The organism is Vibrio crassostreae (assembly GCF_024347415.1).
In the GTDB taxonomy this organism is placed as follows: domain Bacteria; phylum Pseudomonadota; class Gammaproteobacteria; order Enterobacterales; family Vibrionaceae; genus Vibrio; species Vibrio crassostreae.
Genome location: NZ_AP025476.1, coordinates 814248 through 829552, shown reverse-complemented (window position 1 = coordinate 829552; position 15305 = coordinate 814248). Strand labels below are relative to the sequence as shown.

Below are 15305 nucleotides of genomic sequence, written 5' to 3'. Positions count from 1 at the left end.
GCTTTAGACTCAGAGCCCTACGATTCGAAAGCTCTAAAGCCTTTAAATAAGTATTCTACCTTCATGAGAGCCATCAAATAATGCGCCTGATTTCACTATCTTCATTGAAAGTTACTATTATTGTTTTAACCGTCAGCCTGTTAAGTGCGTGTGGTTTCCACCTGCGTGGTGATTACTCCGTACCAGAAGAACTCAACAAGATCTCCGTAACCAGTTACGACCAATACAGTACGTTTACACGTATGATGAAAGGTCAGCTACGTATGAATGATGTAGAAATTGTGCCACCGGCTGAGAATACCCCTAACCTGCACATTATTAGTGAGAGCGTTGGTGAGCGAACTCTGTCTCTGTACCAAAATACTCGTGCGGCAGAAATTGAACTGACTTTCTACGCTTCATACCGTGTAACGATCCCTGAACTAGGCTCAAAAACATTCTCAACCAGCGTAACCCGTAGTTACCTAGACAACCCGTTAACAGCTCTCGCAAAATCGGTTGAGCGCGACATGATCGAAGATGAGATGCGTAAACTAGCGACGAGCCAAATCCTTCGTCAAATGGCTCGTCTTAAAGCTAATATTGCCGCTGACAGCATGGATCTAGAATCACTAGAACACAATCAGGTTAAAGAGCTTGAAAAGCAGTACAACATCAAAAATATTGAAGTTGAAGACGTTGAGGTTGCTCCAAGTTCAGAAGAGCAACCAACACTTAGCGAATCGGCTGAGTAATAGGTTTATTTGATGCGTATTTTTGCCGATCGTCTATCGGAGCAACTTGCTAAACAGCTGAGCAATGTTTACCTGATTTTTGGTAACGAACCTCTGTTGTTACAAGAAAGCCGAGAAGCGATCTTGAAAACTGCTAAGCAACAAGGTTTCGAAGAACGTCATCGCTTTGCGATCGATAACAGTCTCGACTGGAATGAAGTTTACGATTGCACTCAAGCACTCAGTCTATTCTCTAGCCGTCAAGTCATCGAGCTGGAGCTGCCAGAGTCAGGCGTCAATGCCGCAATAGCAAAAGAGCTACTCGCAATCTCCGAGCATATCCATAACGATATTTTGTTGATCTTAGTGGGTACTAAATTAACTAAAGCTCAAGAAAACGCTAAGTGGTTTAAGGCTCTCTCGAATCAAGGACACTGGGTCAGTTGCTTAACGCCAGATGTCAGTCGATTACCTCAATTTGTCCAAGCTCGCTGCCGTCAAATAGGTTTAACGCCAGATCCTGAGGCGATTCAAATGTTGGCACAATGGCACGAAGGCAACCTTTTTGCATTGACTCAGAGCCTAGAAAAGCTGGCTCTCCAATACCCAGATGGAAAGCTCACTTTAGTGCGCTTAGAAGAATCGCTGAGTCGCCACAACCACTTTACGCCGTTCCACTGGAGTGATGCCTTACTGGCGGGTAAAGGGAATCGAGCGCAGCGAATTTTAAGACAATTAGAAGCTGAGGGTGTTGAACCTGTTATTTTACTGCGTAGCGTGCAGCGAGAACTCGCCTTACTGCTGCAAATGCAACAACAAATGAAACAGATGCCGATTGGTCAGGTCTTCGACAAACACCGTATCTGGCAATCAAAAAAGCCTCTTTATAACGCCGCGCTAACAAGAGTTTCGATTTCTCAATTACACTCTTTGTTCGCGTTGCTCACTCAAGCTGAATTGATGACAAAAACTCAATATGAGCAGTCGCCTTGGCCACTAATTCATCAGTTAAGCGTAGAGTTTTGTATCCCTTCAGCTTCAATACCATTTCACGCATAAAAGCGTGGTATATTCTAGGGTCAACAGCCCCTAAAAAGCTAAATTCAGATTAAAGGAACACCCCGTGTTACGTGAAGAACTAAAAGATTTTCTTGCAGACAAAGCCGACGACATGAAAGCAGAATCGATTGTGACTATCGATGTAGAAGGCAAATCAAGTGTTACTGATTACATGATTGTTTGTACTGGCACCTCTAAGCGCCATGTTGCTTCTATTGCACAGCATGTTGCTGATGAAGTGCGTAAAGCAGGCATGCAACCACTAGGCATGGACGGCCAGCAAGAAGGTGAATGGGTTGTTCTAGATATGGGCACAAGCATGCTTCACGTTATGCAAGAAGAACACCGTGAACTGTACCAGCTAGAAAAACTTTGGGGATAAGCTTTGAAGATCCAGTTAATCGCAGTTGGCACAAAAATGCCAAAGTGGGTTGAAGAAGGGTTTCAAGAATACAAACGTCGCTTCCCTCACGATATGCCGTTAGAGCTCATTGAAATTACTGCAGGAAAGCGCGGTAAAAATGCCGATATTGCACGCATTCTTCAGAAAGAAGGTGAAGCGATGCTGGCAGCCGTTCCAAAAGGCAACCGCATTGTCACGCTTGATATCCCAGGTAAAAAATGGGATACCCCACAGCTAGCAGAGCAATTGGAAAGTTGGAAATTGGATGGACGCGACGTCTCTATCCTGATTGGCGGGCCTGAAGGACTAGCACCTGCATGTAAAGCGGCAGCAGACCAAAGTTGGTCTCTGTCTGCGCTTACTCTCCCTCACCCATTAGTACGCGTTATCATGGCTGAAAGCTTGTATCGAGCTTGGAGCATCACTGCTAACCACCCTTATCATCGAGAATAAGCGTTAATGTTACGTAAACGTAGCCAAATCCGTGACTACAAAGCAGAAGCACGACTATTTACTAGTCGTGCTTTTGTTGCGTTTGCAGGGATCATAGTGATGATGTCGATGTTGGTTATGAACCTTTACAACATTCAAATCAACCAATATCAGGACTATAAAACCCGCTCTAACGACAACCGTATCAAGGTCGTTCCAATCGCGCCTAACCGTGGTTTGATTTACGATCGCAACGGTGTACTTCTTGCCGAAAACCGCCCCGTTTTCAACCTAGAAATCACACCAGAAAAAATCAACGATATGGATGACACGCTTGTCCGTCTACAAGAGTTAATCGAGATCCCACCAGAACGCATCGAGCGTTTTAATCGTGATCGCCGTAATTCAAGACGCTTCAAGTCAGTACCGATTCTGAACCAACTCACAGAAGAACAAGTTGCGGTCTTCTCTGTAAACCAACATAAGTTCCCTGGTGTTGAGGTCACAGGCACATTAAAACGTTTCTACCCTTATGGTGATGTGCTGACTCACGTTATTGGTTATGTTTCGCGTATCAATGACCGTGATATGCAGCGCCTAGCACGAGAAGAGAAAGACGCTAATTACCAAGCGACTCGTGACATCGGTAAACTTGGCATTGAGCGCTACTACGAAGACATGTTGCACGGTACCGCTGGCTATCAAGAAGTCGAAGTAAACAGCCGTGGACGAGTGATCCGTACCCTTAAGTTTGTACCTTCGGTTCCGGGTAAAGATATCGTGCTCAACTTGGACATCAAGCTACAACTATACGTACATAAGTTACTTGATGGCCGCCGTGGTTCAGCTATCGTTCTCGACCCGAAAGACAATGGCGTGTTAGCTATGGTATCTAGCCCAAGCTACGACCCAAATGCATTTGTACATGGTATATCCTCTAAAGGTTACAACGCACTACTCCAAGACAAAGACCGACCTTTAGTTAACCGTGCAACGCTAGGTATTTATCCACCAGCATCGACGATCAAGCCATTCATTGCTGTTGCGGCTTTGCAAGAAGGTGTGATTACGCCAAATACAACGCGTAATGACCCAGGTTATTGGAAGATCCCTAATTCAAAAACCAGACCATTCCGTGACTGGTTGCGTTGGGGGCACGGTGTCGTTGATATAGAGAAAGCGATTGAAGAGTCAGTGGATACTTTCTTTTACCAAATTGCTTATGATCTCGGAATTGACCGCATATCCAAATGGATGATGATGTTCGGCTTTGGTGACTACACTGGCATCGATATTTATGAAGAAAGCAAAGCCAATATGCCAACTCGTGATTGGAAAATGGCAAGACACCGTGTGCCTTGGTACCAAGGTGACACCATCCCTGTTGGCATTGGACAAGGCTACTGGACAGCAACACCAATGCAGATTGCAAAAGCCACATCAGTTTTGGTGAATGAAGGTGAAGTAACAGCCCCTCATCTACTTCGTTCAACCATTGATAACGGCCGCCCATTCGATGAACAAATTATGTCGGATATTGAAACTTACCCACCGCTAACTGGGGTTAAGAAGAAGTATTGGGACATCGCTCAGGAAGGCATGAGGCTGGCTAACCACGGTAAGAAAGGCACCGCAAGACGTTCATTCCAGAAGATGTCTTACCAAACCGCGGGTAAATCGGGTACCGCGCAGGTATTCGGCCTGAAAGAAGATGAAGAGTACAACGCGGATGAAATCGCAGAGCACTTACGCGACCACGCCCTCTTTACTGGCTACGCGCCTTTTGAAGATCCAGAAGCCGTCGTGACTATCGTTCTAGAGAATGCCGGTGGCGGCTCTTCTAACGGCGGCCCAGTAGTAAGAAGGATTTTAGACCATATTATCCTTGCAGAAGATTATCAAAGTGAGCCAATTAAATAATGAAACTTGATCCCTCAACTGGACGAAATAGAGCCCTATTCGAAAGGCTGCATATCGACCTGCCGCTTTTGCTTGGCATTCTGGTTTTAATGGGCTTTGCCCTACTGATCATGTACAGCGCAAGCGGACAAAGCCTTGCGATGATGGATCGCCAAGCGATGCGTATGGCTCTGTCTTTAGGTGTGATGATCTTCCTAGCGCAAATCTCACCTCGTACTTACGAGACCTTGGCACCACTGCTGTTTGCGGGTGGCGTCATCTTGCTATTAGGTGTGTTGTTCTTTGGTGAAGCCTCGAAAGGTGCTCAGCGTTGGTTAAACTTCGGCTTTGTTCGATTCCAACCCTCAGAGCTGTTAAAGCTGGCGGTACCTTTGATGTTGGCGCGATTTATCGGTAAGCGCTCACTTCCCCCCACCTTCCAAACATTAGCGATCTCGCTAGTGATGGTATTTGTACCGACGATTCTAATCGCAAAGCAACCCGACCTAGGCACATCTATCCTTATCGCCGCATCCGGTATCTTCGTGATATTCCTGGCAGGTATCAGTTGGAAAATCATTGCTAGTGCGGCAATCGCGTTGGGGGCGTTTATCCCAATCTTATGGTTCTTCTTGATGCGTGAATATCAAAAAGTACGTGTAAGAACCCTTTTTGACCCTGAATCAGATCCATTAGGTGCGGGTTACCACATCATTCAAAGTAAGATTGCGATAGGTTCTGGTGGTATATCAGGAAAAGGTTGGCTGCAAGGCACTCAATCTCAACTAGAGTTCATCCCAGAGCGCCACACCGACTTCATTTTTGCGGTAATTGCCGAAGAGTGGGGCATGATTGGTATCTTGTTCTTGCTTGCTATCTATTTGTTTATTATTGGACGTGGCTTAGTGCTTGCTAGCCAAGCTCAAACCGCATTCGGCCGAATGATGGGCGGCAGTATTGTACTGAGCTTCTTCGTCTACATTTTTGTAAACATTGGCATGGTAAGTGGCATTCTACCTGTGGTTGGTGTTCCTCTTCCTCTAGTCAGTTATGGCGGTACTTCAATGGTTACCCTTATGGCTGGTTTTGGTATTTTAATGTCAATCCATACACACAGAAAAGCATTCTCAAAGGCGACCTAATCGATGTCTATTACAACGTTCTCAAAAAAAACATCCCTGGTTGATGAGCTGCCATTCAAAAAAATAGCCTCTATCTTAGGGCTAGCGATTTTAATCAATGGCTGTTCTTCACAGAAGCCAACAGGTCGCTACGATATTGATTCAGATATTGCGCCAGACGCACCGATCTCGGTAGAGCATTTAGAAGATGCTCACCCTCAGTATGAACCTTATAGTTTAGGTGGTAACACGGATTACACTCTGCGTGGCGAAGACTATAAGATCGTCAAGGAGACGGAAGGATTTACCGAGAAAGGAAAAGCCTCTTGGTACGGTAAGAAATTTCATGGTCATTTAACGTCTAATGGCGAAATCTACGACATGTATTCGATGTCTGCAGCACACAAAACATTGCCTATTCCAAGCTACGTAAAAGTGACCAATACCGACAATAACAAAACCACGATTGTTCGTATCAATGATCGTGGTCCATTCCATGAAGGCCGAATCATTGACCTTAGTTATGCGGCCGCTTACAAGCTCGATGTATTAAGAACCGGCACTGCAAATGTTGAGATAGAAGTCATTACTGTAGCTATGCCAACCGACGCTAAGAAAAAGGCCGCTTTGCCACAATTTATTATTCAAGTTGCCACATCTCCGCATGAAGATAGAACAGAGAAGTTAGCTAAAGATCTAGCCGAAAAACTAGAAGTAGCAACGTTCTTGCAGTCAAATGATGACAACTACCGTCTGATGATTGGGCCATTTCATGACTATGCTCTGACTCAAGAAAAATTAGAACAAGTTAAACTAATGGGTTACCCGTCAGCTTATATAAAAAAACACACCCTAACTCGCTAATTAATCTAACAGTTACTTCTGGTAATCAGCGCTCTGGTGTGACAGAGTGATTCTGTTAATATATGAATAGTTCACCAAATAATTGCATTCAAAATGATTAAATCTAATAAACTTGTTAAATCGATTTTTGCTACTTCTGTTGCTCTTTCTGCAACGATAGCTACATCGTCATTCGCCGCTCCTATTGTTGTTCCTGATGCACCTCAAATCGCCGCTAAAGGTTTTGTTCTGATGGATTACCATTCAGGCAAAGTACTAGCAGAGAAAGAGATGAATACTCAACTTTCTCCAGCAAGTTTAACCAAGATGATGACGAGCTACGTAATTGGCCAAGAGCTAGAGCGTGGCAACATCAACTTAAACGACGATGTTGTAATCAGTGAAAATGCTTGGGCTAAAAACTTCCCAGATTCATCTAAGATGTTCGTTGAAGTAGGTACAACGGTTAAAGTTGAAGAACTGAACCGCGGTATCATTGTTCAGTCAGGTAACGATGCTTGTGTTGCCATGGCTGAACACATCGCCGGCTCTGAAGATGCATTCGTTGACCTAATGAACGCATGGGCAAGCTCTATCGGTATGAAGGACACGCACTTCGCTAACGTGCACGGTCTAGACAACCCGAACCTATACTCAACGCCTTACGATATGGCGCTACTTGGTCAGGCGCTGATTCGTGACGTTCCTGATGAGTACCGTATCTACTCGCAGAAAAAATTCACTTACAACGGCATCACCCAATACAACCGTAACGGTCTGTTATGGGATAAGAGCATGAACGTTGATGGCATCAAAACGGGCCACACAAGCAATGCAGGTTACAGCCTAGTAAGCTCAGCGACCGAAGGCAAAATGCGCCTAGTTGCTGTAGTTATGGGCACCAAGAATGCTAATGCTCGTAAAACAGAAAGCAAAAAACTGCTTAGCTACGGCTTCCGTTTCTTCGAAACAGTGGCGCCACATACAGCGGGTGAAACCTTCGTAGAAGAGAAGATCTGGATGGGTAGCAAAGACACAGTTGCGCTAGGTGTCGATGAAGATACTTTCGTAACTCTACCTCGTGGCCAAGCTAAGAACCTAAAAGCAAGCTTCGTACTTGAGAAAGAGCTAGAAGCGCCAATCAGCAAAGGCGATGTAGTTGGTAAACTATTCTACCAAGTCGACGGTGAAGACGTTGCTGAATACCCACTACTAGCACTTGAAGATGTAGACCAAGGCAGCCTATTCAGCCGCCTATGGGACTACCTAGTTCTTCTGTTCAAGGGGTTATTCTAAACCAGCCAAAGGTTTGTTCTAAGTAAAACCTAAGCTTGTTGTATAGCTAACCTAATGAGTAAGTTCATGATTTACTCATTAGTGAGCCAAAAGCCGCCATGTGCGGCTTTTGTTGATCTTGAGTTCAGTGATATTTACACGTAATATTCCGCCTTATTACTCGTGTCTGTTGACCGAACACGCTTTTTATCGACATTTCGCCAATTTGCGAGAGTCTAGCCTTTTGGAGCTAATCATGAACATCAATTCTGATGCAAAACTAAAAGATCTCTTAGAGTTCCCTTGTTCATTTACTTACAAAGTAATGGGCCACGCTAAGCCAGAACTAACTGAGCTAGTGCTAGAAGTGATCCAGCGCCATGCTCCTGGTGACTACAGCCCAACACTAAAACCAAGTGCGAAAGGTAACTACCACTCTGTTTCTATCAATATTACTGCGACTTCAATCGAGCAAGTAGAAACTCTTTATAAAGAACTGGGCGAGATCGAAATCGTTCGTATGGTTCTGTAATCTCCGATTACACATGAAAAACAGCGGCTTATTGCCGCTGTTTTTGTTTAAAGCCCCCTAACGAGTTCAAATTCATTCAACTTAATTTTCAATAAATACAAAGAAAGTTGAAAAACCTTGCAGTCCGTCTGTAGTTAGAATCATGTTTCGCGTTTATAATGCGTTCACTTTATTAATCCTTGAGGGAGTGCAGCTTTGCAAAATAAGCTAATCGTAAAAAAATTAGGCCGTCAGGATTACGAACCTGTATGGAAAGCCATGCATAAGTTCACAGACGAACGCACGGAAGAAGACGTAGACCAAGTTTGGTTGGTTGAGCACAACCCTGTCTTCACTCAAGGACAAGCAGGCAAAGCTGAGCATGTATTAAATGCCGGTGATATCCCTGTGATACAAAGCGATCGCGGTGGCCAAGTGACTTACCACGGCCCAGGCCAATTAGTTGCTTACTTTCTGATTAACATCCGCCGCAAGAAATTCGGAGTACGTGATTTGGTTACTCATATCGAGAACCTCGTAATCAATACTCTGAAAGCTTACAATATAGATTCAGCTGCCCGACCTGACGCTCCTGGTGTTTATGTCGATGGCAAGAAAATCTGTTCACTCGGATTACGTATTCGACGTGGCTGCTCGTTCCACGGGTTAGCACTCAACGTCGATATGGACCTGTCTCCATTCCTGCGTATTAACCCATGTGGTTACCAAGGTATGGAAATGGCGCAGGTAAGCCAACTCGGTGGACCAAGTGAACTAGAAAACGTTGAGCAACAGTTAATACAAGAGCTCGTAGAGCTACTCGGCTATGACCAAGTAGACATTCAAGCCACCAGTAACATTACAGCAGAAGCATAAAATCATGAGCAAACCAATCCAAATGGAAAAAGGCGTTAAATATCGTGACGCTGACAAAATGGCATTAATTCCCGTAAAGAATATGCCTGCTGAACAGAAAGAAGTTCTACGTAAGCCTGAATGGATGAAGATTAAACTTCCATCAGACAGCCATCGTATTCAAGAAATCAAATCAGCAATGCGCAAAAACAACCTGCACTCAGTTTGTGAAGAAGCGTCTTGCCCTAACCTAGCCGAGTGTTTCAACCACGGTACGGCAACGTTTATGATTCTTGGCGCTATCTGTACTCGTCGCTGCCCGTTCTGTGATGTTGCCCATGGTCGTCCTGTTGCTCCTGAAGCAGAAGAGCCGAAGAAACTGGCTAAGACGATTAAAGACATGAAACTGAAGTACGTAGTAATCACTTCAGTTGACCGTGATGACTTGCGTGACGGCGGTGCTCAGCACTTTGCTGACTGTAACCGTGAGATTCGCGAACTAAACCCAAATATTCGTATCGAAACACTGGTTCCAGACTTCCGCGGTCGTATGGATGTTGCGCTTGATCTAATGAAAGACAACCCGCCAGATGTTTTCAACCACAACCTAGAGACAGCGCCACGTCTATACCGTAAAGCGCGTCCAGGTGCGAACTACAAGTGGTCTCTTGATCTACTGAAGAAATTCAAAGAACAGCACCCTGATATCCCAACAAAATCAGGTGTGATGATGGGTCTTGGTGAGACGAAAGAAGAGATTGTTCAAGTACTGAAAGACCTTCGCGAACATGGTGTGACTATGCTGACACTAGGCCAATACCTAGCACCAAGCCGCCACCACTTACCAGTAGAACGCTACGTGCCGCCTTCTGAGTTTGATGAGCTGAAAGAGATTGCTCTAGAGCTAGGCTTCACTCACGCAGCGTGTGGCCCGTTTGTACGCTCTTCTTACCATGCAGATCTACAAGCTCAAGGTATGGAAATTAAGTAATCACGATTGCTTAACTAAAAATACAAAGGCGCTGAATATTATGTTCAGCGCCTTTTTTTATCTTCTTGGTGCCGCTAAAACAACAAAGCCACTCATTAAGAGTGGCCTTGAATAGCAAATATAATGATGTAGCCGTTAGCTGGTCACTATCCGAAAGAAGCCCAGATAACCGTTGCGACTAAGATTGGGCACACAAACTTCACATACATTGGCCAAACCTTACCAAACCAGCCCAATTGGAAATCAGGACAACCGTGCTCAAGCTCTTTCACTTTTGAAGATCGGCTCCATACCCAACCACCAAACACACAGAACATCAGAGCAGCGACTGGTTGAAGGTACTGAGTTGCAATCATCGCTACCATGCCAAACATCGCAGCAAAGTTGTAAACAATCACCACACTAAACAGCGCGATAGCACCACCAATAACCCAGCTTGTTGGCGTTCTTCTAGTATTGAAACGCTCACTCACTAGCGCTACCGGGCCTTCAAGCATCGAGATAGAAGAAGTCAGTGCAGCAATCGTTAGTAGTAAGAAGAAGACAATTGCGAAGATCTGACCAAGCATACCTAAACTATCAAACATCAACGGCAGAACCGTGAATACTAACGTGTCAGAACTTAATAATGAGCCGTCTTCCGCGTAGATTTGAACGCCTTTTTGCATCGCAACAAACATTGCTGGCATCACCACCAGTCCAGCAATAAAAGCGACAGCAGTATCAACCAAAGTAACGTTCATTGCCATTTTTGGCAGGTTTTCTTTCTTACTTAAGTAAGAGCCATAAACCAACATTGAACAACCACCAATGGTGAGCGAAAAGAAGCCTTGTCCCATAGCCGCTAGGATCAGCTTTCTATCCCAAACCTTTTCGAAGTCAGGAACTAGGTAATGTTTTAGGCCTTCCATCGCACCAGATTGCGTCATGATGTAAACAAACAATAAGCCAAATAAAACAAACAGCGCAGGCATCAAACGAGTCGACCACTTCTCGATACCTTGCTTAACACCGCCCTGTACAATCAAGATAGTCAGTACATAGAACGCGACGGTACCAAATACGTTGCGCTCAACACTGAAGCCTTTAAACCAATCAGCAGCAGCCTCTAGACCAATCAGATCCGCAACAGCTCCAATTAGGAAGCAGATCAACCAACCGCCAACAATGCTATAAAAGGCTAGCACTGCACTTGGAACACTCAATCCAATCCAACCGACAAACTCACCGACTTTCTTACCCAAAGGGTTTGTCGTCAAAGATCGCATGCTATCAACTGGGTTTGCTTGGCCGTGACGGCCGATAGCCATCTCTACCACCAGCATAGGGAAAGCAACCACGAAGATCATGATTAGGTAAACAAGCAGAAAAGCACCACCGCCATTGCTCGCAACTTGAGTTGGGAAACCCCAAATATTACCCAAGCCAACCGCTGCACCAGCCGCTGCTAAAATAAAACCCAAACGAGAACTAAATAGCTCTCTTGAAGAGGAAGATTGTTGGTCCATATTGCCCGCGTGAAAATCAGTGAACTAGTTGAGAAGTACAGTAATCAAAAGCAATGATAGACACAACAAATAAATGAACAATTCTCTAATTTTTACAATCAATACGCTATTTAGAACCACAAAATTAACAACAACCCAGTTCGATAGTTTTCCATACATAAACACCAAAGGATTATCAACAAAGCTCGACCACAAAATTGATACTTATCATTGAGTGAACAATACAAACAAAAAGAGCACCAACCGGTGCTCTTGCTATTCATCATTAGATTCAAATTAAATTGTGAATACTTGGTAATCTTTCAGGTTCGGAATGATTTCATGCAGTTCTTGCTCTTGTTCTGCCATCTCATCAAGTGAATCACAGAATTCGGTGCCTTCTTCTTGCATTTGCTGAGCATGTTCTTTCATTCGCTCTTCAACTTTAAGCTTGAGATCCGCCATGCTGTCGGCCAGTTCAGTCAGGTTTAGCCCACCCTCTTGCTTCATCTTTCCAGACATCGCATTGAAAGCACTCGAGATAAACTCTTGGTTAAAGATCTCCTTAGCTTTCTCGAAATCTTCAGACCAGCCATTGGCCATCGAATCAAAGCTTTCTGCTGGTAACACTAACTCACCATCTTTGTAGTAACGTGCTTCCAGTTCTGCAAAGTAGGTTTTCATTGATTCTTTTACATTATCAAACGACTCAGGCGAATCTAGGCTAGCGGCGATATCATCAATCACATCATTGGCTAATGCGAGACTTTCGCTCGCCATCTGCTTAGCTCGCGGCAAATACTCACTCATACTTTCACGATACTTTTCAATTGCCGCTTGTTGGTCAGCATCGAGCTCAACTTTCTCTCCATGGATATAGAGGTCATTGTTTTCATCGAAGACCGCAGTATCGCCATTCACCTGATGGATTTCGACTTTTTGGTCATCGATTCGTAATTCATTCTTCAAATCAACTCGACACTGCGCAGCAAACGTTGGCAGGCTCACAACAGCAATAACCGCTGTTAGTGATGCAATTAATACATTATTTTTCATAAATACATTGCTTTTCATAACATCCTCTCATCAATCTGACAAATTACTATACCTTGGGTTTATGCTTCTTTGTCAGAGAAACGTTTTATATCTATTAGCCAGTTAGTTAGTCGATAGATATAACTTCGTAGCAAAACTGTTTATCAGCGACCTTAAACTCAATTTCATCGCCAACTTCTTTACCCATTAGAGCCTGACCAAACGGCGCATTCTCCGTCACGATAGCTACTTCATTATCATTCCACGTGACAGCCAGTCCCCCAACTCTCGGCCCCATAAAGAAGTGTTTATATTGGTCATGCTCATCAATCACCACCACATAGCTACTCACAGTAATTTTTTCACTGTCACGCAATACAAGATTTCGGTAACACTGAATATCATCTTCACACTCTTGCACTCTCACCGCTTGACCATGGGCAAGGTACGAGGCTTCTAGAGCCAGGGTGTCGTACTTGTGCTCTGGTACTGTCTCTTCATCTGTCGCAGCGTCAATCGCACGTTGAGTGGCAGATTGTGCGATACGCAATCGGGATTCGAGTTGCTCTATGATTATTTGGCGAAGCTCAGACTTATTCATACTATTGGGGTGCTTTTCTATAGGAGCTACAGAATAGAATTAGGTACAATCAGGTGCAAGACATTTGATTCATCAAGCGACGCTATCATGAATAGGCGCCCGCTTTAGCATCAATACGACACTTAATAACTCAGGTAGAACATAAATGATTGAGCAGAAACTAAAACAAGTATTCGGATTCGACTCACTGCGTAATGGACAAAAGCAAGTCATTGATAATGTTCTATCTGGTCACTCAACTGCGGCCATATTTCCTACAGGCTCAGGTAAATCCCTGTGTTATCAATTACCAGCATTAGAATTGCCGCACTTAACCTTAGTGATATCACCGCTGTTAGCCTTGATGAAAGACCAACTGGCTTTCCTGCACAGTAAAGGCATTAGCGCAGCTGCAATCGAATCAAGCCAAGACAGACAAACCACACAACAGGTCATGCAGTCGGTACGTAACGGCGACACAAAGATCCTCATGATCTCCGTTGAACGCTTGAAGAACGAGCGCTTTCGTCAGTTTATCTCTCAAGTGCCGATCTCACTGCTTGTGGTCGATGAAGCGCACTGTATTTCAGAATGGGGACACAACTTCAGACCCGATTACCTGAAGCTTCCTCAATACCAGAAACAGCTCAATATTCCTCAAGTGCTGCTACTGACAGCAACCGCGACGACATCTGTTATTCAAGATATGAAGTCGAAGTTTGAAATTGATGAGGAGCGCGTTGTGGTTACGGGGTTCTATCGTCAAAACCTCGACCTGTCGATTCAACCTTGCGAACAAACCAGCAAGCTAGAAACCTTGTGCAATGTCGTCAACCAAGCTTCTCTCGCTCCGACTATTGTTTATGTCACCCTTCAACAAACAGCAGAGATGGTGGCTCAGCAACTTCGAAACGCTGGCGTTAATGCCGTGGCTTACCATGCGGGTCTTAAGCCTGAAAACCGAGATGCAATTCAACATCAATTCATGAATGATGAAGTGAGCTGTATCGTGGCAACCATTGCGTTTGGTATGGGCGTAGATAAGTCCAACATTCGCCGAGTGATTCACTTTGATTTACCAAAATCGATCGAGAACTACTCACAAGAGATCGGCAGAGCGGGACGAGATGGACAAGCTTCTGAGTGTATATTGCTCGCGAACAAACACGGCTTGAGCACACTAGAGAACTTTGTATTTGGCGATACTCCAGACAACATATCGATCCAGGCAGTATTAAAAGAGATCTACGAAAATCAAAACATTGGCGCTTCTGGTTGGAACCAATGGGAGATCATGCTTAACCAACTATCACGTGAATCCAACATTCGTCAGTTACCGCTAAAAACACTGCTGGTGTATCTCGAAATTGAAGGTGTGATTGAGCCGAAGTACAGCTACTTCGCAGACTACAAATTTAAGTTCATTCGCCCGAAACAGCAAATCACCGAACAGTTCCAAAGTGAACGTCGTCAATTTGTCGAAGCGATTTTCCAATGCTCTCCTCAGGCAAGAGTGTGGTGCCAAGTCGACTTCGATGCGCTTTGGACTCATTTCCAAGCTGATCGTCAGCGCGTGATTGCGGCTATCGACTACTTCAATGAACAAGGTTGGATTGAACTGGAAAGCAAGCAGATCACAGATGTCTATGCGATTCACAATACCTCAGAAGATATGATGCAGCTGTCAGAGCGTCTAACTGAGTTGTTTAAGGTAAAAGAGAACAGTGAAATCAATCGTCTTAATCAGATGCTGAGCTTCTTTGAAGCCGACACCTGCCTAAGCTCGCGCCTTGCAAGTTACTTTGCCGATGATAAGGCGCCAGCAAACTGCGGTCATTGCTCTGTATGTCGAGGAGAAGTGGCAATCTTACCAACCGTTGATGTTGAACCTGTCGATGATGAGACGGTGATGACATGGATACATGAGTTTATTTCGACTAGCCAACAACTGATTACCGACGAGGCAATTACTCGCTTCTTATGTGGAATCGCTACCCCGCTTTCAACCAAACTCAAAGCCAGCAAAATGGTTGGTTACGGCAAGCTAGAGCAGCAACCGTTCAGTGATACCTTAGCGCGAGTTAAACAGCTTCCTAGATAA

15 protein-coding genes are annotated in these 15305 nt (G+C 44.5%); 12 read left to right on the top strand and 3 right to left on the bottom strand.

The annotated features are described in order from the left end of the window. The first annotated feature begins 80 nt into the window (after positions 1-80). The 11 genes from OC193_RS03825 to lipA all read left to right on the top strand — a co-directional run bounded on the left by OC193_RS03825 (position 81) and on the right by lipA (position 10102). The gene (locus tag OC193_RS03825; protein WP_048663679.1) at positions 81-734 is read left to right on the top strand and encodes an LPS-assembly lipoprotein LptE; all 654 of its coding nucleotides are present in this window, start codon (positions 81-83) and stop codon (positions 732-734) included. A 12-nt stretch (positions 735-746) separates the two neighbouring features. Beyond that, entirely contained in the window at positions 747-1772 is a 1026-nt protein-coding gene (holA, locus tag OC193_RS03820; protein ID WP_048663680.1) for a DNA polymerase III subunit delta, read from the top strand. Positions 1773-1836: 64 nt separating this feature from the next. Further along, the gene (gene rsfS, locus OC193_RS03815) at positions 1837-2154 is read left to right on the top strand and encodes a ribosome silencing factor (protein ID WP_004735247.1); all 318 of its coding nucleotides are present in this window, start codon (positions 1837-1839) and stop codon (positions 2152-2154) included. A gap of 3 nt (positions 2155-2157) precedes the next feature. Further along, positions 2158-2628, top strand: a complete 471-nt coding sequence (gene rlmH, locus OC193_RS03810) for a 23S rRNA (pseudouridine(1915)-N(3))-methyltransferase RlmH (RefSeq protein ID WP_048657916.1) — start codon at positions 2158-2160, stop codon at positions 2626-2628. Positions 2629-2634: 6 nt separating this feature from the next. Continuing rightward, positions 2635-4527 carry a penicillin-binding protein 2 gene (gene mrdA / locus OC193_RS03805; RefSeq protein WP_048657915.1) on the top strand — a complete coding sequence of 631 codons (1893 nt, stop codon included), beginning with the start codon at positions 2635-2637 and terminating at the stop codon, positions 4525-4527. After that, positions 4527-5648, top strand: a complete 1122-nt coding sequence (rodA, locus tag OC193_RS03800; RefSeq protein WP_048607962.1) for a rod shape-determining protein RodA — start codon at positions 4527-4529, stop codon at positions 5646-5648. The genes mrdA and rodA overlap by 1 nt, the downstream gene beginning before the upstream one ends. Before the next feature lie 3 nt (positions 5649-5651). Beyond that, entirely contained in the window at positions 5652-6491 is an 840-nt protein-coding gene (locus OC193_RS03795; RefSeq protein WP_048663681.1) for a septal ring lytic transglycosylase RlpA family protein, read from the top strand. A 93-nt stretch (positions 6492-6584) separates the two neighbouring features. Next, a complete protein-coding gene (locus OC193_RS03790) occupies positions 6585-7766 on the top strand; it encodes a serine hydrolase (RefSeq protein WP_017067140.1) in 1182 nt (393 codons plus the stop codon). Positions 7767-7998: 232 nt separating this feature from the next. Next, entirely contained in the window at positions 7999-8277 is a 279-nt protein-coding gene (gene ybeD / locus OC193_RS03785; protein ID WP_026084358.1) for a DUF493 family protein YbeD, read from the top strand. Between the two features lie 195 nt (positions 8278-8472). Continuing rightward, positions 8473-9132, top strand: coding sequence for a lipoyl(octanoyl) transferase LipB (gene lipB / locus OC193_RS03780; protein WP_004737632.1), 660 nt, complete (start codon positions 8473-8475; stop codon positions 9130-9132). Between the two features lie 4 nt (positions 9133-9136). After that, positions 9137-10102: a lipoyl synthase gene (gene lipA, locus OC193_RS03775; protein WP_017059920.1), complete on the top strand. Its 966-nt coding sequence runs from the start codon at positions 9137-9139 to the stop codon at positions 10100-10102. A gap of 146 nt (positions 10103-10248) precedes the next feature. On the opposite strand, the gene OC193_RS03770 is transcribed toward lipA, so the two are convergent. From OC193_RS03770 to OC193_RS03760, 3 genes are all read right to left on the bottom strand, one after another. Further along, entirely contained in the window at positions 10249-11610 is a 1362-nt protein-coding gene (locus OC193_RS03770; protein ID WP_048663682.1) for a sodium-dependent transporter, read from the bottom strand. A 276-nt stretch (positions 11611-11886) separates the two neighbouring features. After that, the gene (locus OC193_RS03765; RefSeq protein ID WP_048663684.1) at positions 11887-12663 is read right to left on the bottom strand and encodes a YggN family protein; all 777 of its coding nucleotides are present in this window, start codon (positions 12661-12663) and stop codon (positions 11887-11889) included. Between the two features lie 88 nt (positions 12664-12751). Next, complete coding sequence (locus OC193_RS03760; RefSeq protein WP_048663685.1) at positions 12752-13225, bottom strand: GreA/GreB family elongation factor; 474 nt, start codon at positions 13223-13225, stop codon at positions 12752-12754. A gap of 145 nt (positions 13226-13370) precedes the next feature. On the opposite strand from OC193_RS03760, the gene OC193_RS03755 reads away from it, so the two are divergent. Then, positions 13371-15305 carry a RecQ family ATP-dependent DNA helicase gene (locus OC193_RS03755; RefSeq protein WP_048663687.1) on the top strand — a complete coding sequence of 645 codons (1935 nt, stop codon included), beginning with the start codon at positions 13371-13373 and terminating at the stop codon, positions 15303-15305.

Bases quoted from the DNA above. Each gene is read 5' to 3' on its own strand.
- OC193_RS03765 (WP_048663684.1), bottom strand. From the start codon at position 12,663: ATGAAAAGCAATGTATTTATGAAAAATAATGTATTAATTGCATCACTA.
- OC193_RS03755 (WP_048663687.1), top strand. From the start codon at position 13,371: ATGATTGAGCAGAAACTAAAACAAGTATTCGGATTCGACTCACTGCGT.
- rodA (WP_048607962.1), top strand. From the start codon at position 4,527: ATGAAACTTGATCCCTCAACTGGACGAAATAGAGCCCTATTCGAAAGG.
- OC193_RS03760 (WP_048663685.1), bottom strand. From the start codon at position 13,225: ATGAATAAGTCTGAGCTTCGCCAAATAATCATAGAGCAACTCGAATCC.
- holA (WP_048663680.1), top strand. From the start codon at position 747: ATGCGTATTTTTGCCGATCGTCTATCGGAGCAACTTGCTAAACAGCTG.
- lipA (WP_017059920.1), top strand. From the start codon at position 9,137: ATGAGCAAACCAATCCAAATGGAAAAAGGCGTTAAATATCGTGACGCT.
- OC193_RS03770 (WP_048663682.1), bottom strand. From the start codon at position 11,610: ATGGACCAACAATCTTCCTCTTCAAGAGAGCTATTTAGTTCTCGTTTG.
- mrdA (WP_048657915.1), top strand. From the start codon at position 2,635: ATGTTACGTAAACGTAGCCAAATCCGTGACTACAAAGCAGAAGCACGA.
- OC193_RS03790 (WP_017067140.1), top strand. From the start codon at position 6,585: ATGATTAAATCTAATAAACTTGTTAAATCGATTTTTGCTACTTCTGTT.
- OC193_RS03825 (WP_048663679.1), top strand. From the start codon at position 81: ATGCGCCTGATTTCACTATCTTCATTGAAAGTTACTATTATTGTTTTA.
- OC193_RS03795 (WP_048663681.1), top strand. From the start codon at position 5,652: ATGTCTATTACAACGTTCTCAAAAAAAACATCCCTGGTTGATGAGCTG.